The 20,857-nt window shown below is 67.4% G+C and carries 18 protein-coding genes and 1 pseudogene; 5 read left to right on the top strand and 14 right to left on the bottom strand.

Annotated elements, in window-relative coordinates:
• Positions 1 to 48: 48 nt before the first annotated feature.
• From ACFVUS_RS34000 to typA, 6 genes are all read right to left on the bottom strand, one after another.
• On the bottom strand, positions 49 to 1,371 hold the full coding sequence (locus tag ACFVUS_RS34000) for an FAD-binding oxidoreductase (RefSeq protein WP_387776111.1): 1,323 nt from the start codon (positions 1,369 to 1,371) through the stop codon (positions 49 to 51).
• An 80-nt stretch (positions 1,372 to 1,451) separates the two neighbouring features.
• Complete coding sequence (locus ACFVUS_RS33995; RefSeq protein ID WP_387776108.1) at positions 1,452 to 1,964, bottom strand: hypothetical protein; 513 nt, start codon at positions 1,962 to 1,964, stop codon at positions 1,452 to 1,454.
• Positions 1,961 to 2,119, bottom strand: a complete 159-nt coding sequence (locus ACFVUS_RS33990; protein ID WP_194852736.1) for a hypothetical protein — start codon at positions 2,117 to 2,119, stop codon at positions 1,961 to 1,963. The genes ACFVUS_RS33995 and ACFVUS_RS33990 overlap by 4 nt, the downstream gene beginning before the upstream one ends.
• Positions 2,120 to 2,122: 3 nt before the next feature.
• Positions 2,123 to 3,052: an N-acetyl-1-D-myo-inositol-2-amino-2-deoxy-alpha-D-glucopyranoside deacetylase gene (gene mshB, locus ACFVUS_RS33985; RefSeq protein ID WP_387776104.1), complete on the bottom strand. Its 930-nt coding sequence runs from the start codon at positions 3,050 to 3,052 to the stop codon at positions 2,123 to 2,125.
• Positions 3,049 to 4,803, bottom strand: a complete 1,755-nt coding sequence (locus ACFVUS_RS33980; protein WP_387778453.1) for an ABC transporter family substrate-binding protein — start codon at positions 4,801 to 4,803, stop codon at positions 3,049 to 3,051. The genes mshB and ACFVUS_RS33980 overlap by 4 nt, the downstream gene beginning before the upstream one ends.
• A gap of 153 nt (positions 4,804 to 4,956) precedes the next feature.
• On the bottom strand, positions 4,957 to 6,852 hold the full coding sequence (typA, locus tag ACFVUS_RS33975; RefSeq protein WP_387776101.1) for a translational GTPase TypA: 1,896 nt from the start codon (positions 6,850 to 6,852) through the stop codon (positions 4,957 to 4,959).
• A gap of 151 nt (positions 6,853 to 7,003) precedes the next feature.
• Between typA and ACFVUS_RS33970 the strand changes: the two genes are divergently transcribed.
• Positions 7,004 to 7,183, top strand: coding sequence for a hypothetical protein (locus tag ACFVUS_RS33970; RefSeq protein WP_084522846.1), 180 nt, complete (start codon positions 7,004 to 7,006; stop codon positions 7,181 to 7,183).
• A 20-nt stretch (positions 7,184 to 7,203) separates the two neighbouring features.
• Positions 7,204 to 7,497, top strand: coding sequence for a 4a-hydroxytetrahydrobiopterin dehydratase (locus tag ACFVUS_RS33965; RefSeq protein ID WP_387776097.1), 294 nt, complete (start codon positions 7,204 to 7,206; stop codon positions 7,495 to 7,497).
• Here ACFVUS_RS33965 and ACFVUS_RS33960 read toward each other — a convergent pair.
• The gene (locus tag ACFVUS_RS33960; protein WP_387776094.1) at positions 7,439 to 8,659 is read right to left on the bottom strand and encodes a mannosyltransferase; all 1,221 of its coding nucleotides are present in this window, start codon (positions 8,657 to 8,659) and stop codon (positions 7,439 to 7,441) included. The two genes, ACFVUS_RS33965 and ACFVUS_RS33960, sit on opposite strands and share 59 nt — an antisense overlap.
• 318 nt (positions 8,660 to 8,977) lie before the next feature.
• On the opposite strand from ACFVUS_RS33960, the gene ACFVUS_RS33955 reads away from it, so the two are divergent.
• Together ACFVUS_RS33955 and ACFVUS_RS33950 are read left to right on the top strand one after the other, a co-directional pair.
• Positions 8,978 to 9,766, top strand: coding sequence for a hypothetical protein (locus tag ACFVUS_RS33955; RefSeq protein WP_387776091.1), 789 nt, complete (start codon positions 8,978 to 8,980; stop codon positions 9,764 to 9,766).
• Between the two features lie 112 nt (positions 9,767 to 9,878).
• Positions 9,879 to 10,244 carry a hypothetical protein gene (locus ACFVUS_RS33950; protein WP_387776088.1) on the top strand — a complete coding sequence of 122 codons (366 nt, stop codon included), beginning with the start codon at positions 9,879 to 9,881 and terminating at the stop codon, positions 10,242 to 10,244.
• A gap of 80 nt (positions 10,245 to 10,324) precedes the next feature.
• On the opposite strand, the gene ACFVUS_RS33945 is transcribed toward ACFVUS_RS33950, so the two are convergent.
• From ACFVUS_RS33945 to ACFVUS_RS33930, 4 genes and pseudogenes are all read right to left on the bottom strand, one after another.
• On the bottom strand, positions 10,325 to 11,077 hold the full coding sequence (locus ACFVUS_RS33945; RefSeq protein WP_387776085.1) for a DUF1906 domain-containing protein: 753 nt from the start codon (positions 11,075 to 11,077) through the stop codon (positions 10,325 to 10,327).
• Between the two features lie 296 nt (positions 11,078 to 11,373).
• A complete protein-coding gene (locus ACFVUS_RS33940) occupies positions 11,374 to 12,585 on the bottom strand; it encodes a hypothetical protein (protein ID WP_387776082.1) in 1,212 nt (403 codons plus the stop codon).
• Between the two features lie 165 nt (positions 12,586 to 12,750).
• The gene (locus ACFVUS_RS33935) at positions 12,751 to 13,362 is read right to left on the bottom strand and encodes a CHAP domain-containing protein (RefSeq protein ID WP_387776079.1); all 612 of its coding nucleotides are present in this window, start codon (positions 13,360 to 13,362) and stop codon (positions 12,751 to 12,753) included.
• A 2,346-nt stretch (positions 13,363 to 15,708) separates the two neighbouring features.
• Positions 15,709 to 16,920, bottom strand: a pseudogene (locus ACFVUS_RS33930) (BTAD domain-containing putative transcriptional regulator); the annotation flags it as partial.
• Between the two features lie 226 nt (positions 16,921 to 17,146).
• Here ACFVUS_RS33930 and ACFVUS_RS33925 point away from each other — a divergent pair.
• A complete protein-coding gene (locus ACFVUS_RS33925) occupies positions 17,147 to 17,626 on the top strand; it encodes a hypothetical protein (RefSeq protein ID WP_387776076.1) in 480 nt (159 codons plus the stop codon).
• A gap of 3 nt (positions 17,627 to 17,629) precedes the next feature.
• Here ACFVUS_RS33925 and ACFVUS_RS33920 read toward each other — a convergent pair whose 3' ends face one another.
• The 3 genes from ACFVUS_RS33920 to ACFVUS_RS33910 all read right to left on the bottom strand — a co-directional run bounded on the left by ACFVUS_RS33920 (position 17,630) and on the right by ACFVUS_RS33910 (position 20,798).
• The gene (locus ACFVUS_RS33920) at positions 17,630 to 18,151 is read right to left on the bottom strand and encodes a hypothetical protein (protein WP_387776073.1); all 522 of its coding nucleotides are present in this window, start codon (positions 18,149 to 18,151) and stop codon (positions 17,630 to 17,632) included.
• 154 nt (positions 18,152 to 18,305) lie between these two features.
• Positions 18,306 to 18,980, bottom strand: a complete 675-nt coding sequence (locus ACFVUS_RS33915; protein ID WP_387776070.1) for a GNAT family N-acetyltransferase — start codon at positions 18,978 to 18,980, stop codon at positions 18,306 to 18,308.
• Between the two features lie 354 nt (positions 18,981 to 19,334).
• Positions 19,335 to 20,798 (bottom strand): flavin-containing monooxygenase, encoded by a 1,464-nt coding sequence (locus tag ACFVUS_RS33910; protein WP_387776067.1) that lies wholly within the window; start codon positions 20,796 to 20,798, stop codon positions 19,335 to 19,337.
• Between the last annotated feature and the right edge of the window lie 59 nt (positions 20,799 to 20,857).

The following is a 20,857-nucleotide window of genomic DNA, read 5'->3' as shown; positions in this document are numbered from 1 at the left end:
GATGCAATTCATTTCAAATGCTAAAGACTTTGCGATTATGCGTTCGCATCAACCCAGCACGCCGAAATTGGCTCGAATCACATTGTCCGCGTCCCGATCCCGCTTGAGCGCCCGCAACCGCTCCAGCGTCCGCGCGTCGAATGCCGCCGCCGCCGATTCGCCGGGAGCCAGGAAGGTGTACGGCTTCGCGCCGCTGATATGCCCGGCCAACGCCTCGACCAGCGCGGACTGCTTGGCGGACACCGCATCTCGCAACTGCGGCAACCCCAGGCCCAGCAGGTACACCACGTACTGCTCGGTCAGCGGACCGCGCGCACCCGCGCCGGGCAACCTCAGCGCACCACCCAGGTGCCGGATCTGAATATTCAGCAGCGGTGCGACCGATTCGCCCAGCAGCACTTTCACCGTCTCGTCATCGAGATCGGTGAGCAATTCCGCCCGCGATACCGACGGGCTCGGCGCGGTCGGCTCGGCGGTGATATCGCCGAGATTCGCCGCCGACAGGACCGCGCGGGTATCGGCGATCGCACCGCCCAGCGCGTCGATGGCCGACACCAGCGCGCGGCCCCGCTCCGGATCACCCAGGTAGGCGATATCGATGGCCACCAGCTCCGGAGACTGCGGGAATTGGAACCGCTCGAACCATACGGACAACTCGTCGGGAGCCTGGGAAGTCAACTGCCGGAAGGTATCCCACACCTCCCGCACCCGCTCGCCCGGCCACGTCACCCGGCCGCCGTACACCACGGGCACCGGGAACAGCTCGAACTCCAGCGCCGTCACCACACCGAAATCGCCACCGCCACCGCACAGCGCCCAGAGCAATTCCGGATCGCTGTCGGCGGTCACCCGCACCTGCTCACCCTCGGCGTTCACAATCTCGAAGGCGCGCACCGCATTCGACGCCCAGCCGTACTTGCGGCCGAACCAGCCGACGCCGCCGCCGAGGGTATAGCCGGTGACACCGACGACCGGATTGCTGCCCGAGAGCCCGGCCAGCCCGTGCTCCGCGGCCGCCGCCTGCACCTGCCCCCACTTGACCCCCGCGCCGACCCGCGCCATCCGGGCCCCGGCATCGATCGACACCGAATTCAACAGTCCGGTGCGCAACAGGATCGCGTCCTCGATCGCATCGGTCGCGCCGTGCCCGGTCGGCTGGGTCACCACGAAGCGCGCACCCGCCCGGGCGAACCGCACCACCGCCGCCACATCATCGGCATCGACGGCTTCGACCACCGCCGCGGGATGCTGCGTCACCGCGATATTCCACGGCGCCGCCGCCTGTTCGAAATCGGCGTCACCGGGGGTCAGCACCCGGCCGCGCACCTGAGCGCGCAGTTCCTCGAAAGACCGCTGTTCCTCGAAAGACATTGTCATCCCTCATTTCTCGAATTCTCGATCGTCATGAAGAAGACGGAACAGCGCGCCGAAGTGTGACGACGACGCGAAAACTAGCGCACGGCCTTGATCTCGTGGGCGTAGCGGGAGGTCGCTTTCCAATACAGGTACAGCCCCGGCGGCACCAGTCCGCACAGCAGCAGCGCCATGGTCGGCCAATCACTGATCAACAGCGCGTCACCGCCGGGTCCGCTGCTCGCGCACACCAGGAAACCGAGCGTCCAGACCGTGATCGGGATGATCATCACCGGAATCCGCTGACTCACCACCGACATGCCCATCACCAGCAGCACATTCACCACCCCGGCCAGCAGCGCGGTGATCGGCAGCGCAATAGCGCCGGCCGTGGTGCTGGTCGAGGCCAGCGGCGCGGCGGCGGCCAGCACCGGCTCACTCAGCGGCGCGTTCGCGTGACCCACGTAGATCGGCAGGTACAGCACCTCGAGCACCAGGGTGATCAGGGCGTCGACGGTGAGGAACAGCGCGATGGCAGCGCCCACCCAGGTCCGCCCCGGCACGCTGCGCAGCTCGACCGGATCGCCATGCTCGGCGACGGCGGCCGTCACGGCACCGGCGGGAAGCCGAGCAGGGTCAGCAGGTGACTCTGCATATCCACGAATCCGTACAGCACCGACAGATACAGCTCGTGCTGTGCCTGGAAATTGGGGCGCTGACTTTCGACGAACGCCGCGATCGCATTCTGCAGATCCCAGTTGTACATGGCTCAGTGTCTCATCTCGATCGACGGTGAAACCTGTGCGCCGGGCAATCCGGCGAACAGATCGTGCTCACGCCCGTCCGCTCCGACCGGACCGCGCTGCCCGCGCACCAGAATGTAATGCTCCTCCGGCAGCACCGGCTGGGCGATATTGTTCGACAGCGCGAATTCGCGGCCGGACGGCGCGACCGTCACCTGGGTGGCGTGCGCGCGCAGGGCCGCCCGCTTGGCGGCCAGCGCATCCGCCACATCCACCGTGGTGGTGACGGATTCGTGTGGCACACAGGCCAATTCGCCGGTGTGCGGCAGTCGCCAGCCGGGCGGAATCGCACCCGGCAGCTGATCGACCGTGCGCCGCTTGAGCGCCTCGGTATGCATGGCCAGCGTCGCGCTGTCGGTGACGGTCCAGTACGCCTTCGGCGTCTCCCAGCCCCATTCGGCGGCGGCGTCGATCGCGGCCATGGTGATCTCGTGCGCGCGAATATGGTCCGGATGGCCGTAGCCGCCGCGCGGGTCATAGCCGACGACCACGCTCGGCCGCAGTTCGAGAATGATCCGCACCAGCGCGTCGACCGCCTCCTGACCGGACTTCACGAAGGCGCGCGGATGGCGCGCCGCCGGGGTCCCGGCCATACCGGAATCCCGCCAGCGGCCCGCGCCGCCCAGGAAACACGGCGGACCCGCATCCAATTCGGCCAGGGCCCTGGACAATTCGAGAATCCGGTAGCCGCCCAGCTGATCGGCCTGATCGGCCACCAGCCGCGCCCATTGCTCCCCGATGACCTCGCCCTCCTCACCGAGGGTGCAGGTCACCACGGTCACCGGAATACCGCGCCGCCGGTAGTGCGCGATGGTGCCGCCGGTGGTGATGGACTCGTCATCGGGATGCGCGTGCACCAGCAGCAGACCGCCCTGTCCGGGCCCGATATCGGTCATGGCAGCCGCCGCCAGTTCGCGGCATCGGCGAAGATGCCGATCTGGATCGCACCGCTCAGCGAAACGCCGTCCACCCGTGGTCCGGCCGCCGCCACCTGCGTGTCCTGCACGATCGGCAGCACCGTCGCCAGCGCCCACAGCGCGGGCTCGGAATCACCGATCACCTTGCCGACATCGATACCGCGCAGCGCGACATCGATCCCCGGCTGCAAGGCCGGATCACAGATGCCGGACAGATTCGACGGGGCCTTCTTGGCCGCATCGGACACGGTGCTGTCGGTGCCGGTGCCCGAGACATCCGGGATCGGCACCGGCGGGCAACCGAACCGCGAGGCCAGCGCGGTCGCCGGATCCGCGCCCGCGTGCTCCCAGCCCACGATCGCGTCCACCCCGGAATCGGTGGTGTCTTTGCCGTACAGCTGCGCGGCGGCGATGCTGCGCACCATCACATCGATTCCGGCACTGCGCAATTGGTCGGCGGCGGTATTGGCCACGGCCAGCGTGGCGTCATCGCCCTCTACCGCGCCGATCCGAATGGTCAGCGTCTTACCGTTCTTGGCGATCGGACGAGGTTGCGGCGCGGGCGAAGTCGGCGACTGCGTCACCGCGGGCTCGGCGGCGCGACCGTATCCGGCCTCGTTGAGCAGTCCGAACACCTCTTCGGAGCTGAGCCGCGGCGGTTGCGTCGCAACGTAACCCGGGTCCGAGGGCGCGAGCACCTGTGCGCGCACCGGCTCCACCCAGCTGCCGGTCTGCGCGCCGACCGTGGCCAACAAGACCGGATCCAGCAGTCCGAGAACGGCTTTGCGCACTCGCACGTCGGCCAGATCACCGGTACGGCCATTGAGCACCAGCTGCATCTCCCGGGACTGCGCCTGAATCGCGGTGCGCACCGACGGAATCGCCGCCAACTGTGCCTGCAACGCGACACCGCCGTGCACGAGCGCCATCTGCGCGTCCCCGACCCGCAGCGATTCGGCCACCTGCGCGGGAGTTCCGCCGCGCCGCAAGAGAATCTGATCCGGCACCGCGGGCTTACCCCAGTACCGGTCATTGCGCTCGAGCAGAATCTCCTCGCGACCGCGATCGGCCTGCTTGATCCGGAACTGCCCGCCGGAAATCCGAATGGTGTCCACCAGACCCTGTTCGAATCCGGAATCCTTCACCAGATGCTGCGGCAGCAGATCGGTGAACAATTGCCGCCAGGCCGGATACTCCTCGCGCAGCGTGACGGTCACCGTCTTACCGCCCGCGGACGAACTCACATCCGAAATGAGCCGGTAGCCCGCGGGATCCACCACACCGGGCTGCGTAATCATCTGCTGCCACAGGTATTTGAAATCCTCGGCCGCGATCGGAGCGCCATCGGACCAGGACGCCTCGTTCTTGATCTGATAGGTGATGGTGAACGGCTCCTGCGCCGTCACATCGGCCGACACCATCAGCGCAGGATCCAGCACCCAATCCGAACCGCCGGGCACCACGGTATTGGGCACCGACCGGAACGGACTCGGCAGCACCATCGACGACACCGCCGACGTGGCCGGCGAAAGTTGCGACCGCAGATGCGGATTGAATCCGATGCCGATGTCGTCCACCGCCACCACCACGGAATTCTTCCCGGGCTTGGCGGGCTGAGTCTTCGGACTGTCGGTGGACTCGATCGGCGGCGGCGGATTCGCGGTGCAACCGGTCGCGACCGTCAAGACCGTCGCCACCGCGATCAGCACCGCACGCCACTTCGCGCGCATCCGAGCCCTTCTCACGTTCGGCACTCTACTTCAACGCCCCTTCCGCACCCGGTCACCGGCGTCGCGCTCAATTCGCGACCGCATTCGACAACTCCGGCGGTCCATGGTCGCGAACAACCATGAACCGCCGGAGTTACGGCAGAGCTGTGAAAATCAGTTGGCCGCGCGGTCGCGGGCCTTCTTGCGGGAGAGTTCGCGGCCGCGCTCGGTGGCACCGAGGATCAGCTTGCGCACGCGCACGACCTCGGGGGTGACCTCGACGCACTCGTCGTCGGTGCAGAACTCCATGGCCGCTTCCAGATCCAGGTGCAGCGGCTTGGCCAGGGTCTCGAAGACGTCGGCCGTGGCGGACCGCATATTGGTCAGCTTCTTCTCACGGGTGACGTTGATGTCGAGATCCTCCGCGCGCGGGTTGATGCCCACGACATGGCCCTCGTAGGTGTCCGCGCCCGGCTCCACGAAGAACTGACCGCGATCGGACAGCTGGATCATGGCGAACGGGGTGACCGAACCGGCACGGTCCGACACCAGCGAACCGGTGTGGCGGGCGCGGATCTCGCCGGCCCACGGCGCGTAACCGTCGAAGATGGCGTTGGCGATACCGGTGCCGCGGGTCTCGGTGAGGAAGTCGGTGCGGAAACCGATCAGACCGCGCGAGGGGACGATGAACTCCATGCGCACCCACCCGGCGGAGTGGTTGCTCATCTGGACCATCTTGCCCTTGCGGGCGGCCAGCAGCTGGGTGACCGCACCCAGGTACTCGTCCGGGCAGTCCACGGTCAGCTCTTCGAAGGGCTCGTGCACCTTGCCGTCGACGGTCTGGGTGACCACCTGCGGCTTGCCGACGGTCAGCTCGAAGCCTTCGCGGCGCATCTGCTCGACCAGGATGGCGAGCGCGAGCTCACCACGGCCCTGGACCTCCCAGGCGTCCGGACGGCCGATGTCCAGGACCTTCAGCGACACATTGCCGATGAGTTCCTTGTCCAGACGGTCCTTGACCATGCGGGCGGTCAGCTTGTGCCCGGACACCCGACCGACCAGCGGCGAGGTGTTGGTGCCGATGGTGACCGAGATGGCGGGCTGATCGACGGTGATACGCGGCAGCGCGACCGGGTTGTCCACATCGGCGAGGGTGTCGCCGATCATGATCTCCGGGATGCCCGCGACGGCGACGATGTCACCGGCGATGGCCTCTTCGCCCGGCTTGCGCTCGACGCCGACGGTCTGCAGCAGTTCGGTGATTCTGACGGTCTTATTGCCCTCGGGGGTCATCCACGCCACGTTCTGGCCCTTGCGCAGGGTGCCGTTGTGGATGCGGACCAGGCCGATACGGCCGAGGAACGGGGAGGCGTCGAGGTTGGTGACATGCGCCTGCAGCGCCGCGTCCTTATCGCCCTTGGGCGCGGGGACGTACTTCATCAGGACCTCGAACAGCTCGTCGAGGTTCTCCGCGTCCGGCGCGCTGCCGTTCTCGGGACGGTTGGTGGACGCCTTGCCCTCACGGCCGGAGGCGTACAGCACGGGCAGGTCCAGGGCCAGTTCGGCGGCCTCGGAGGCTTCGTCGTCCAGGTCGGAGGCGAGGTCCAGCAGCAGATCGTGGCTCTCCTCGACGACCTCTTCGATGCGGGCGTCCGGACGGTCGGTCTTGTTGACCACCAGGATGACCGGCAGCGAGGCGGCGAGCGCCTTGCGCAGCACGAAGCGGGTCTGCGGCAGCGGGCCCTCGGACGCGTCGACCAGCAGCACGACGCCGTCGACCATGGACAGGCCGCGCTCGACCTCACCACCGAAGTCGGCGTGGCCGGGGGTGTCGATCACGTTGATCACGGTCAGCGAGCCGTCGGCATTGTGCCGATGCACCGCGGTGTTCTTCGCGAGAATGGTGATGCCCTTCTCGCGCTCCAGGTCCCCGGAGTCCATCACCCGGTCGACCAGCTCGGCACGCTCGGCGAATGCGCCGGACTGCCGCAGCATGGCGTCGACCAGTGTTGTCTTGCCGTGGTCGACGTGCGCCACGATGGCGACGTTACGGAACTCGACAGACGACACAGTAAATTCCTCCTGGTGCAAAGGGTTGGCCCGACCCGGCGGGTCATGCATGGGGAAAGTAGAGATTCCACCGGGCATGCGGCGAGCTACACACTACCGTTGGTTGGAACTCACACGTTTAGCGCTCCCGAGTTAGGTTAAGCTAACCAACATGGGCAAGGTCAAGGCGAAGGACGTTTCGAGTCTGAAGCCGAAGAAAAAATGCTGCCGCAAGAAGACGCGGTGTCTGAAATGCCCTGTCGTCATCATGCGCATGAAGAAGCTGGAAGCCTCGGGCTGCTGCGGCAAGAAAGAGCTCAAGAAGGGGCTCAAGGCCGCACGCGCGGCGTGAATGCGGGGTACACCGTAAGCATGACCCCAGCCCGGCTCTCCCCCGAAGACATCGCCAAGGCACTCACCGAACTCCCCGGCTGGACCCGCACCGGGGACAGCATCTCGCGCACCGTCGAGGCCGCCTCATTCCTCGCGGGCATCGAACTGGTACGCCGCGTCGCGGTCGCCGCCGAGGCCGCCAACCATCATCCGGATATCGATATCCGTTGGCGCAGAGTAACTTTCACACTCTCCACGCATGACGCCGACGGGCTCACGGCACTGGATGTGGCGCTGGCTCATGAGATCGATCGACTGGACGGGCAGAGCTAGCCCGGCCCGCCCGCGCCACCCAGGCGTAGAACACCAGCACGCCGATCACATCCACCGCGCCCAGCCAGGACAGAATGCCGGGCCGCGATACCGTCCAGATCGACGACTGGAAGAACCCGAGCACCCACGGCACCCCGATCACCGTGGTGACCAGCCAGTATCCCGCGATCCATCGCGCACCCGCGGCCGCGCGCAACGGTCCGTACACCAGCCACAGGATGACCGGGATCAGCCAGATCCAGTGGTGCGACCAGGAAATCGGCGACACCATCAGGCCGAACAGCTGCACGATGATGAGCGTGCCCAGCCGGTCATCCTTGGCCAGCGCCCGCCAGGCCAGCACCGCGAGCACCGCCGTGACCAGCACCGCGACCATCCAGACCGGCCCGGACACCACGTCGTGGCCGAGAAAACGGCTGAGCGCGCCGCGCAGTGACTGATTCGTGGAGGAGGCGACCGGCCCGATCCGGGACGCGTCGCCCAGCAGTTCGGTGAAGTACTTGCGCGTCTCATCGGGCGTGATCGCGAAGGTCAGCCCGATGGTGCCGAAGAACACAATCGCCGACCACACCGCGTCCAGCCAGCGCCGCCGCGCCACGAAATAAAGCCCGGTCACGGCGGGTGTGAGCTTCACTCCGGCGGCCGCGCCGACCAGCGTCCCCGAGATCCACCAGGTCGTGCTGCGCACGGCGAGCATGGCGATCAGCACCAGGAACACATTGACCTGGCCGTAGTCGAAGGTGGTGCGCACGGGTTCGAGCCACATGCCAACGGCCGTCCACGCGACCGCGGTGGTGCGCCAATGCTGTTGCCGCAGTGCGTCTTTGCCGAGTATCAATTCCAGCGCGATCCACACCACGCCGAAAAGCGCCGCGACCGTGGCGAGCAGCCAGCCGATGGCCACCACCGAGAACGGCAGGAAATGCAGCGGATAGAACACCAGCGCCGCGAACGGTGGATAGGTGAACGGCAGCGGAAAATCCGGGGTTTTGCTGGAATCCGTGTATTCATAAAGATTTCCACTGCCCAGATTCGCCGAACCGTCCGCATAGACGTGTAGGTCGACGAAATTCATGCCGTTCGGCAGCAGCAGCACCCAGGCCAGGCGCGCCAGTACGGAGAGGCCGAGGGCCACGGCAGCCAGGCGGAAATGTCGATTCACGGCTCGGGACTTTCAGCTCGGGCAGCGGATGACGCCGGGATACACCTCGAACAGGCCGAATACCGGCGGGCTTGCGGGCCTCGACAAGACTAGTCGCATCGCGTGTGGCGTCCCGCGTCGCGCTCCCCCTGCTGTAACATTTGCATCACCGACCCCACCAGTAACAGCGTTTCGGGTCGGTCGTTCGATAGCGTTGCCTGATATAGGACGCCAAGATCACTCCGTGGCTGTACAACCGGGCAGCCCGGTCCCTAGAGTGGCGCGGAGCGATGCCTCCATCGCTGCTAGTTGCACCCGAAGGTAAGGACGGCTACACCAGTGCTTCGCACCCGAGGATCGCGGTTCGCAACCACCGCAGTCGCCCTGGCGGCCTGCGCCACCGTGGCCGTGCCCACCACCGCGTTCGCCAAGCCGGCACCGGCCCCGCAGCAGATCACCGCGTCCATTCCGATGGTCCCCGAGGGGGTTTCGGTCGATGCGCTCGCTTCGCTGATCCCGGCCATCATCGGCGCGGCCGCCGGTCCCGCGGATATCGCGGCGCCCGGCCCGCAGACGGCCATCCTCGATCAGGCCAAGCAGATCCTGGCGACGCTGAATCTGCCGCAGTCCATCAAGGACACCCTGAACAAGATCATCACCTTCCTGGACGGCAGCGGCGGCGGCGGTCCGGACATCCCCAAGGATGGACCGGTCATCGCCCAGTTCCTGTGGCCGACCATCGGTAAGGGCTGCATCGGCTCCGGCGCCGACTCGGTGGGCACCGCGCTCGCCGTCGCCGGCCCGGCACAGCTGCCCCCGCCCGGACCGGCCGCGAGCCAGACCGGTTTCGTGTTCACCGCGCTGGGCACCAAGCGCCCCACCGACATTCAGAACCCGCCGATGACGGTGCAGTGGCTGAACCTGGACACCCGCCAGTCCGGCGTCGCCAATCTGACCGATGAGGCCAAGATCAACCCGGACGGCCCGGCCACCCTGTCGGCCATCGTCAACACCGGTGGCGGTCGCGTTGTCGCCGTGGTGTCGGGTTCGCTGACCACCCAGGCGGACGCGGAATCGCAGCCGATCACCTGCTCGTTCCTGCCGACCATCGGATTCTTCACGGTCTGACCGGAATCCATCGTCAGCCGAGAATTTCGCCCCTGCTCCACCCGCGCGACAAGCCGGGAGGACAGGGGCGAAAATCTTTCTGCGGCACCGGCGACTGTGGTAGACCGGCAGTATGGCCGCTGAGAATTCCGCCCTTCGGGGGCTTAAGTCGCGCCGCTCGATCCTGTCGATTCGCTCGGAGGGATCGATCCTGTCGATCGGCTCGGCCTATTCGATCCTGTCCATCGGCAGCGTCGGATCGGTCCTGTCCATCGGCTCCGCCGGATCCTTCGGCTCGCTGATCTCGTCCGCGTCGTTCGGCAGCATCGGATCGGCCTTCTCCGGCCTGTCCCGCTGGTCGATCTTCTCGTGGAACGGTGACCGCCAAGCCTTTTCACAGGGCTCGGACCCCGATCACGTCGACCATCACCACACCCTGCGCGTGGTCCCCGACGAACCCGATCTGCTGGACGACCCGACCTGCCACTGCCAGACCTGAAGCCGCGCACCCACTCCCCCAAGATATTTCGTGCCCCGCTGCCGATCAGGCAGCGGGGCACGAGGGTCCGGGAGTCGGATCTACCACCACTGCCCGTAGGCGGGGGCGAGGACCGAGTTCACGTCGACGCTGATGCCGCCCACCGAGCGCTTGTCGATCTCGAACTGGTGCAGGTGGGCGTCCGGGTGCACGTAGCCCTTCGGGGTGCCCCAATTGTGTTGCCAGAAGTAGGAACCCAGGCCCGCGTCGCGAATGTTGTCGATGGTCGGCGAGTTGGCGTAGACGCCGACGCGCGGGCGGCCCAGCACGGTTTCCCAGCCGCGCAGGTACGGGTCGATCATGGACTCGAAGTCGGCGTCGCTGGGGTTGTCGTCGATCGAGGCGTAGATGGGCGCGTTATCCGGACCACCCGCGGCCTTGTGCAGCACCAGGCCCCGGGTGGCGTGCTGAACTCCGGCTTCGAACCCGCCGCGCCAGTCCGCCGTCGCGCCCTTGCCGAACTGGTAGCACGACACGACCGATAGTCCGGCGCTGCGGAGCGCGTCGACTTCCCTTGCCAGCAACGGTTTTCCGGCCATCCATTCCGCGCCGGGGCGGCGATCGGAGACGTAGCGGATCACGCCCATATGGCCGTCATCGCTGATGGCGTCGACATCGGGGACGCCGCCCGCGTAATCGAGCAGGGTGCCGAGTTGTTGCCGTGCCGCCGCGGTCGGGGCGGGCAGGGTGAACGCGGTGGTGACACCGGCGGCAACGGCCGCACTGCCGAGCAGGAATCCGCGACGGCCCACCGCGCGGTCGGAGAGCAGATTGCGGGCACGGGACAGACGCATCGCGGGACTCCTTCGCACACTCGCTGACCGAACATGCCGATCGCGTGCGCACCGAGAGAGCTTGCCCGTGACCGGTAGAACTCTTGCGGCGTGCCCGGCGCACCTTCCCCGATGACCCGTGGGTCATCCGTGCGCCGGGAGCCTTTGACGTGCCCTCATTTCACCATATTCACATTGGAATCGCCAGGCACACACGGCTCATGAGCATCATTAGTCCCATAAGTGCGCAATCGGGCACATCGGCTATCCGCTGGTAGCAAGGGGAAAATGCCGTCGGAAAAAGACGGAAAAGCCGGTCAGACCCGCGTGCCGTCGAGCCGCGCGCCCACATCGATGGTGCGGCGGGAGGCATCGGCAACCTCGGCGCGGACCACCGACGCCACCTGTGCGGCCACCTGCTTGCGAATGCCCGCCAGTTTGCCGAGTGTGGCGGCGCGCAGGCCCTGCGCCTTCAATTCCAGCTCGATGTCCTCGGGCCCGGGCGGCGCGGCGTCGATGATGATCAGCAGCGGATCGGCGGCGCGGGCGGTCAGCGCCACCGGCACCTGCACCTCGGCGCTGTACCGATTCGATTGCAGCACATCGACGGTGATGTCCAGGCTCACCGGAATCGTCAGATCGAAGGTCACCAGATCCGACTTGTCGGGGGTGTCCGCCTCGGGCATCGGATGGTGTTCGACCTTCGGCAATTCCGCGATCACCGGCTCCGGCGCGGGCGGCGCGGGCTGATGGGTGGACTCCACGATCCGCGGTAGTCGCACCGTGCCCTGCACCGCGACCTGGGCCTTATTACCCGGCCCGGTGCGAATCGGGCCGACCTCGATGGGCTTGCCCGCCATGGATTCCACCACCTCGCGCACCCGGTCGACGGTCACGATGCGCTCGAAGAAGCGGTGCCCGAATTCGCCGTAGCCGATCCAGGCGTGCGCGGGCGATCCGCGATAGGGCGAGCGGCTGCCGTTGAGAATGGCCTCCACATCGAAGGTGCGACCGCGCTGCGCGTCCGGATCGGCGAGGATGCCGTTGATGCGATTGGCGACCTCGTTCTGCACCAGTTTGGCGATCGGGTCGACCAGCAGGTCGAAGGCCGCGCCGATGGCCTGCGCGCGCATCACGAAACTGACGTCGCGGCCGGTGACGGGCGGGATATCGATGACGATGAGCAGCGGATCCGCGGTGCGGGCGTGCAGTTTCAGATCGATGTCGACGACCGCCTCCAGGCGTAATCGCTGACCGCCGAGGGTGACCTCGACCCGGAAGTTCACCGGCAGCGCCACATCGAAGTGCACATGCGGGCCGCGCCGGATGATGGTGGGTTTGCCGACACTGCCCTTGGCAACGAATCGGGCCAGGCCCGCCGGGCCGATACCGAACGGACCGATGGTCATACCGCGCCCGGCCATTCCGGAGACCGCCGCCTCGATGCGGGATTCCGTAACCGCCGCCGCCACGAAACGTTCGCCGAATTCGGCGTAATCGATCCAGGTCGGCTCGTCGGACGGAGTCATCCAGCTACTTTCGTCGGGCGGGGATCCCTGTCCTGCCGATGAGGGGGCAGCAGGACAGGGACCAATCGGCGACGCTGCCGGGCGCCGCCGAGACCATCGTAGGCGGAAGAGCCAAAGAGTCCCACCCTCGCGCGCAGGCTTTTCCAAAATGTGGAACTGGACTGTTCACAATCGGCCGTAACCGACCACCCCGGAAACCTCGGCGGGACGGATGCGATGAATGCTGATCCTGCCGAATTCATTGCCGCCGACGGTGGTGATGGAGTCGGCATCGGCGTCGATGACGATATTGGTGTGCTGGTTGAACACGCTGCCCGCGGCGTACATCACCACATCGCCGATATGGGCGCGATAGCCCGGCTCTTCGAAGCGCTGCTGCTGCCGGTAGTAGGCCTCCAGGGTGGAGACGCCCGGAATACGCCAGGATCCGGAATTCGGATTGTCCAGCGGGCGACCGGATTCGCGCATCACCCAGCTGACGAAGTCGGCGCACCACGCTTCCCGCACGCCCTCGGCATAGGTCTCACCGCCCGGCTGCCGCGCGAATTCCCGCTTCGTGACATCCAGAATGCGCAGCTGCGTCTCATCGAGCCCGGTGCGATCCACGGCCGGGAAACTCCGCAGCCGGTCCCCCGCGATGGCGTAATCCGATGAATGGTCCTGCCACCAGCGCACTCCCGCCGCCCCGCCCACGGCCAGCAGCACCAGCACCGCCGCCACCACCGCGGGCCAGCGCCGCGTGCGCCTGTGCACCGGCCGTTCCACTTGCACGGTCATTCGATCCCTCCCCAAGAATCCGGCCGAAGATCAGCCGCTACCCAGTCTGACGCCCCGTGACGGCCCCGGGTTCCCATGCACACAACACCTCCACAATTCCCGCCCAACCTCGCGACATCAGTCCGAGGGGCCCGGGACGCGGCACATCTGCCCCCGGGTGCCCCCGCGCACCGGGTCGGTGCGCGGCGGAACCCGGTGCTGGCCACCGCGTTCGGCGAGCAGGGCCAGGTCGACCTCCAGTCGCGCCCGCAGACGCTCGGCCGAATCCCGGTGCGCGGCGGCTATTTCCGGCGCTTCCAGAAAGTCGGCGAGGTCGGCGAGATTGTCGTCCATCGGGCCGAGCACGGTCGCACCGGTTTCCAGGCCGGCGATGGTTCCGGCGTAGGGCAACAGCTGGTCGTACAGTTCGCGTGCCCAGTCCGCATCGCGCAACGCCACCGCGAGGCGGGCGCGCACCGAGCTGAAGGTGGTCCAGAACTGCGGCGCCAGTGGACCGGCGTCCCGCAATACCCGGCGGGCGAGCTCCCCCTGTCCCGAGTCGACCAGCGCCAGCGCGTAGCCGTACACGAACAGTTCGGGCTTGGCCGCGGCGCGTTCGCGCATCTCGTCGACGAAGCCGGACATGTCATTGCGCTGCCAGGCCAGTGAGATCGCGATGCCGATGTGCAGGGCGTTGGGTTCGCGGGCGGGTTCGGCGACGCCCGCCTCGGTCAGGATGTCGTCGGCGGAGCGGGGTTCCATGGCGAGCATCAATTCCACCGCGTCGGTATTGCCACGCAATAGTTCCAGCACCATATCGAAGGGCGCGATGGCGTCGAGCAGATGTCGCAGCTGGCCGTCGGTCGCGTATTCGCCCGCGCTACGCGCGTGTTCGGCGGCGGCCACCAGATCGGCGTCGGCCAGTGCGACGCGGAACAGCAGATAGTGTGCGAGCGCGCTGAATTCGGTGAGCCGGGCGTCGGTGGCGATCCGAAGCATCCGTCCCGCATGACGTTTCAGCTCGTCGGCGCGCAGGAAGCCGCCGTTGGCGAAGGCGGCGAAGGCCTGTGCGTTCAGTACCGCGCAGAGCAGATCCGGATCGGGCAGCGGTGCGGCCAGCGCGCTGGCCGCACGGGCAGCGGCGGCCGCGGCGTCCCGATCATCGAGCGCGCGATCGAAAACCGTGGTGATGTGCACTCGAATACGCGTGGTGACCGGAAGTTCCGCATCCTCCAGCGCCAATCGCAGCGGTTCGCGGATGCGCGGATCCGGGGTGTGCCAATCGTCGACGGACCAGATCAGCGGGGTCGGCCAACAGGTGGCGGCCCGCGCCAACAGCTCTGCGCCGCCGAGGGTTTCGGCGAGTTCGAGCGCCTGCTCGCGCGCGGCGCGGGCCTCGACGTGCTGACCGTCGTAGGCCAGCGCGGTGACAAGTTCGCAGCGGGCCTCCAGCACGGCGACGCGGTCCTCCCGGGTCGCCTCCTGCAGGGCGTGCCCGGCCAATTCATGCAGTGCCAGCACCGATCGCCAGCGACTCACCGCATCGGCGCGCATGCGCCGCTCGACGCAGCGCCGCGCCGCCGCGCGCACGAATTCGAGTGCCCGAACGGCGGTTTCGGCATTCGCGCCGAGGGCGGCGTGATGGGCGAGGGCGTCGATATCGGTGCCGGGCAGCGCGGTGTCCCCCGCCGTCGCCGGGGTGCGGGCGGTGAACTCGGGCAGCGGCGCTATCGCACCCAGCGATACCGCGGCGGAGTGCGCGAGCGCGTCCATGGGTGCGGGAGTCCCCGTTCCGGCGCCGCCCGGCAGTCTGGTGCACAGCAATTCGAATGCGGCCCAGTGCATTCGGGAGCGACGCAGCACCGGGATGTCGTAGTAGACGGTTTCCCGGACCAGCGCGTGATCGAAGGCGATGCGGCCGCTGCGCTCGGTGCGCAGCAGGCGCGCGGCCTCGGCGGTGGCGATCAGATCGATGAGGGTGTCCGGGGTGTGCGCCGCGGAGGCGGCGAGGGTGGTGACGTCATTGTGCTCACCCCAGACCGACATATGCCGGAGCAGTTCGGAGACCTGATCGGGCAGCTGGGCGATGCGGCGGCCGAGCAGATCCCGCACGCTGTCCGGCAACGCGTCGGTGCTGCCCTGTCCCGCAACCAGTTTCGCGAGTTCACGGACGAACAGCGGATTGCCGCCGGTGCGGCGGCGCAGCAGTTCCACGGTGCGATCGTCGAGGGTGGTGAGCCCGGCGGCGGCCGCGGCACTGCGCGTGCCCGCCAGATCCAGGCCGTCGAGTTCGATGCGCTCGGCGGTGAAAAGCGCCAGGGCTGCGGCGGTATCGCGCACCCCGGGTCCGGCTTCGGTGCCGCGCAGGGTGGCCACGATCAGGATGGGGCGATCGCGCAGCCAGTTCACCACCTGCCGCAGCACCTGCAGGGTGGCGGCGTCCGCACCGTGCACATCCTCCAGCACGATGGCGATGGGCCCGCCCGCCGAACGTTCCCGGCAGGACCGCACGACTCGCCGGGCGAGCGTGAAAGCGTCTGCGGCGCTGTAGGTTTCCGGATCGGCGGCATCGAGTCCGGTGAGCACTTCGGCCCAGGCCCAGGCGGGCGGCGCGCCCTCCACCTCCGGGCAGCGCCCGAATACGGTGGTCCAGGACTGTTCGGCCAAGCGGGCGACGAGCGCGGCGGCCAGGGTGGTCTTACCCGCGCCCGCCTCGCCGGAGAGCCAGACCAGGCGCACCTGTCCGGTGGCGGCGGTGGCTGCGGCGTCCAGCAGGCCGGTGCGCTGTTCGCTGTAACCGCTGTCCAGCAAGGGATCCGGTGGATGCGCCGGTTCCGGTTCGAGCGGGCGGATGATCACCGGCGGTGCGACCGGTTCGCTGTCCACCGAGTGCGTGAGGATGGCGGTCTCCAGATCGCGCAACCCGGGTCCGGGATCGACACCGAATTCCAGGGTGAGGAATTCGCGGCAGTGCCGCACGGTGGCGAGCGCGTCCAGGGACTGTCCCAGTCGGTACTGGGCCAGCGCCAGCAGCCGCGCGCATTCCTCGCGCCCGGGATGTTCGGCGAAGACGGGCCGCAGGGCGAGCACCACCTCGGCGGGCCGATTCATCTCCAGTGCGGCTTGGGCGCGCAGTTCGGCCGCGGTGAGCCGCAGCGCGCCGAGCCGCGCGGTTTCCTGTACCGCCCAGGACATTCCGGCGAACGATTCGAAGGCATTTCCGTGCCAGCAGCCCAGTGCGGCGTCCAGCACCCGCACCTGTTCCAGCGGATCCGGGCGCAGCGCCGGATCCCGCATGGCCGATTCGTGCCCGTGCAGCAGCTGCTCGAAGTGCCAGGAATCGACCTGCTCGGGTTCGAGATTCAGTGCGTAGCCGTGTGATTCGGAGACGATGACGCGGGACTGCGCCCGGCGCGGCCGGTCGGGTTCGAAGACCCGGCGCAGATTGTGGATGTAGACCTGCAGCGCGGCAACGGCTTTGGCGGGCGGGTCACCGCTCCACAGGTCGTCGATGAGCCGGTCGGTCGGGACCACCCGGCCGCCCGCGGCCACCAGCCGCCCCAGCACCGCGCACTGCATCGGCGCTCCGGGCGGTACCCGCTGACCCTCGATACTGATGTGCAGCGGACCCAGCACACCGATCCGCGTGACCGCCATCGCGCCGAACCACCCCCGATACCCACTTCACTACCGAACCAAACAGGATCATCAATATGGCAGAAATTCTGCGAGAGTACCCAGTCTTGTTATTCCTCTTAACCCAATACGAAGTGAACCGCAAGAGGTGTACCGCACACTGCTCAGAGTGTTAGACCCCTCTCGGCCCCCGCCCGCCGATCTCGCAGTGCTGCACGCACTTACGCATCCGGCGTGCCTGCACGACGGCGCCTTCGACGTAGTGGCCGCGAACAGCGCCTTCCGCCAACTGTTTCCGGGTACCGGCCCCGGCGCCAATCTCCTGACCGCCATCATGCTCGAGCCTATGGCACGGTATCGACTCGGCGACTGGGAAGCCGAGGCGCAGATCATGATCTCGGCGTTCCGCGGCAACGGACCCGAACTGGTCGCGCCCGAACGCCGGGACGAGATCCTGAACCTGTGCCGCCGCGCACCCGAATGGGATCGGCTGTGGCACAACGATGCCGATCCGGATCCGGAAATCGAGCGGACCATGCTCATGCGCGAACCCGCCACCCGCGAGGAGCGGCGCATGTACGTGCAGACCTTTCAATTCCACTCGCCGCGACGGCCCTGGTGGCTGCTGACGGTGATGCCCGCCGAATAGCTCTCAGGCCTGCGCCGCGGGCTCCTCGAACCAGCCGTCCTCGGGCTCGGCGAAACCGTGATACATGAGCGGTATGCGGCGATCCACGCCGAAATGCCGGTACACCGCGAGCATGGCGGTGCGCACCGCCTGGTCGTGGAAATCGTCGATGCGGCGCGCGCCCAGGGCGTGTTCGGGCAGCAGCGCGAGGCGGGTGAGTTCGGCCGGATCATCGAGGTCCAGGCCGATCGGGGCCGGATCGGCGATGAAGTGATCGTGCAGTACCGCGCGCACCCGGGCCGGATCGTGAATTCCGGGCCGGAACGCCAGGAATCGGGTGCGGACGGCCGGGGTGCAGTGCACCTGCAACCAGTCCACCAGCGTGGCGTTGGGGCGGGGTATGCGGCCGGTCAGCGGCGTCTGCTCCAGCAGGTGCAGCATGGCGGCGCCGGGGACGCGGGGTTCGGGAACCAGGAAGAGCGTGAGCGCGGGAGCGCCGGACACCTTGTCGGCGAGATACACCTTGGTGGCCATGGGGTCGGGCATGCGCTTCTCCTTCGAGAAAGAGGGGCCGCATAACGCGACCCCGCGCCCGGTTGCTGACTATTCATCCGAGATGCTGCCGGCCGCCGAGTCACCCGACTCGGACTGATCTCCTCGGCGACCGACCAGTGCGACACTCGGAATTATAGTCGCGGAACTAAGCGTCGATCAGCCTGTTTCGGGCAGGCTGGGCGCTGAGCTGTCTTTCTATGGTGGCCCGGACGGTCGGCCACTCCTCGTCCAGAATCGAGTAGAAGGCGGTGCTGCGCACCTCCCCGTCCAGCCCGCGCGAATGTGCGCGCCGGACCCCGTCGCTGGTGGCGCCGAGTCGTTCGATCGCCAAGCGGGAGTGGGTGTTCCGCACGTCGGCCCGCATGCTGATGCGGCGCACCCGCCAGGTCTCGAAGGCGTGCTGCAACAGCAGCAGCTTGGATTCCATGTTGATACCGGCCCCGCGCGCGTGCGGGGACAGCCAGGTATTGCCGATCTCGGCGGCATCGGGCACCGCCATCAAGGGGTCGCCGGGCGGTAGCCCGTGCACCAGCGGCCACACCATCGGCCCCTGCCAGTAGTCGAATCTGGTGAACCGGGTCGACCCCAGCACCCGGCCGCTGGCGACCGCGATGATCGCGAACGCCAGCGAGGTCCCGGCGGCATGCCCGGCCAGCGCCTGCGCCACATATTCCAGCGCCTCGTCCACACCGTGTGGGACAGGTGTGAACCCATACGCGTCACGATTCCCCTGAGCTGCCTCCGCTATACCCGAAGCATGCTGCGGCGCAAGGGGTTCCAGCCGTACCAGACGGCCAGTAAGAGTAAGGGGTACAGGCACGTTCCCTCGATCTTTCGGATACGGTCGGGGCTCGCTTCGGACAGTGCCCAACCGGCCGAGTGCTCCGGAATCGACGAATCAGCCTTGGCGCGCCAGTAGCAGCATCGAACAGTGCGATGAACGATAGCGGAACAAGGCCTCACAACAAGGAAGGCAGCGCGCAAATTTACTTCCCCGCTGAGCGTGTCGCCCCCGACGTGTTCCCGAACCCCCCGAATCCCCCAGATCGCCCGGTCACGGGCGCGCTTTCGGGTAGGGTCCGCGGTCGGATATTCGCGGCGTCGGCGCGTCCCAATGCTGGGAACGGCGGGCCTCCCGAGCCGAGGGCTCGGGAGGCGGTGGGAGACCGGAGCCTCAGTTCGCGGTGGCGTCGCGCAGGTGGAAATCGTGGTCGTCGGGGGTGGCGAGCATCTGTTCCAAGGTGGCGCGGGTGAAGGGGAGCAGGTCGATGGTGCCGCCTTCGGTGAAGTACCAGGAGTTGCAGCCGGTGTTCCAGACTGTCGGGGTCAGGGCTTCGGATACTTCGGCTTCGAAGCGGGTGGTGGCGGCTTCGGTTACCTCTACGGTGTCGAATTCGCCTGTGCGCCAGCGGTTTATCCAGGCGGTGATGTAGCGGGCGGTTACCTCGGCGGCGTGGTGCAGGGGGATGGAGCCGGTGGGTGAGTTGGGGCCCAGGACCGTGAAGAGGTTGGGGAAGCCGGGGATGGCGGTCATGCGGTAGGCGCGGGGGCCTTTTGCCCAGGCTTCGTCTATTGAAATGCCTTCGCGGCCGGTCAGATTCATGGGGCGCATGTAGTTGTGGGCTTTGAAGCCGGTGGCGAAGACGATCATGTCGACTTCGTGGTGGCGGCCGTCGGCGGTGCGGATGCCGGTGGGGGTTACGGCTTCGATGGCGCCGGTGACGAGTTCGGCGTTGCGGGCGCGCAGGGCGCGATAGTAGCTGCCGGACAACACCTGTCGCTTGCACAGCGGCTGGTAGTCGGGGGTGAGCTGTTCGCGGAGTTCGGGGTCGCGGACCTGGGCGCGCAGGCTCAGGCGGGCGTATTCCTGGACGGTGCGGCGGCGCCAGCTCGGCCGGGTGACGACATCGGTGAACATTTTCGCGCCGGTCATGCCCACCCGGTAGAGGGCCTTGTTGACCTGGGGCAGTCGATCGAGCACCGCGCCCAGCAGCGGCGGCTGCGGCAGCCGCATCGGAGCCCAGATCACCCATTGCGGGCTGCGCACGAAGTGGGTGATGCGCTCGGCCTTCGGCTGCAACGCCGAAACCACCTGCACGCCGGTCGATCCCGTGCCGATCACGGCGATCCGGCGGCCATCGGTGGGCACGGTGTCATCCCAGCGCGCGGTGTGCAGCACGTCGCCGGTGAAATCCTCGAGCCCGGGCAGTTCGGGCATAGCCGGATGGTGCAGCACCCCGGTGGCGGCGATGACGAAGTCGGCCTCGTAGACGTTCCCGTCACCGGTCTCGACCCGCCAGCCCGTCCCGGTGAAGTTCGCCGCGGTGACCTCGGCGTTCACCCGCAGATGCGGGCGCAGCCCGTATTCCTCGAAGACATCGGCCAGATACCGCTGAATCTCCGGCCCGGGCGCGAAGATTCGCGACCAGTCGGCCTTGGGCGCGAACCCGAATTGATACAGCTGCGACGGCACATCGCAGGTGAGCCCCGGGTAGTGGTTCCAATGCCACACCCCACCCACGTCGGAACCCTTCTCCAGGATCACGAAGTCATGAACTCCATTGCGCTGCAAGGTGATCGCACTGGCAATTCCGGAAACCCCGGCCCCGATGATCACAATGCGCGGTTCCCGGGCCATGCGCTCTCCCACTCTGCCCAACCTCCTCGTTGGATACCTCCGGTATTCGAATACTGACG

The sequence above is a fragment of the Nocardia sp. NPDC058058 genome (genome assembly GCF_042885355.1).
In the GTDB taxonomy this organism is placed as follows: domain Bacteria; phylum Actinomycetota; class Actinomycetes; order Mycobacteriales; family Mycobacteriaceae; genus Nocardia.
This window is presented reverse-complemented; position numbering and strand designations above follow the sequence as displayed.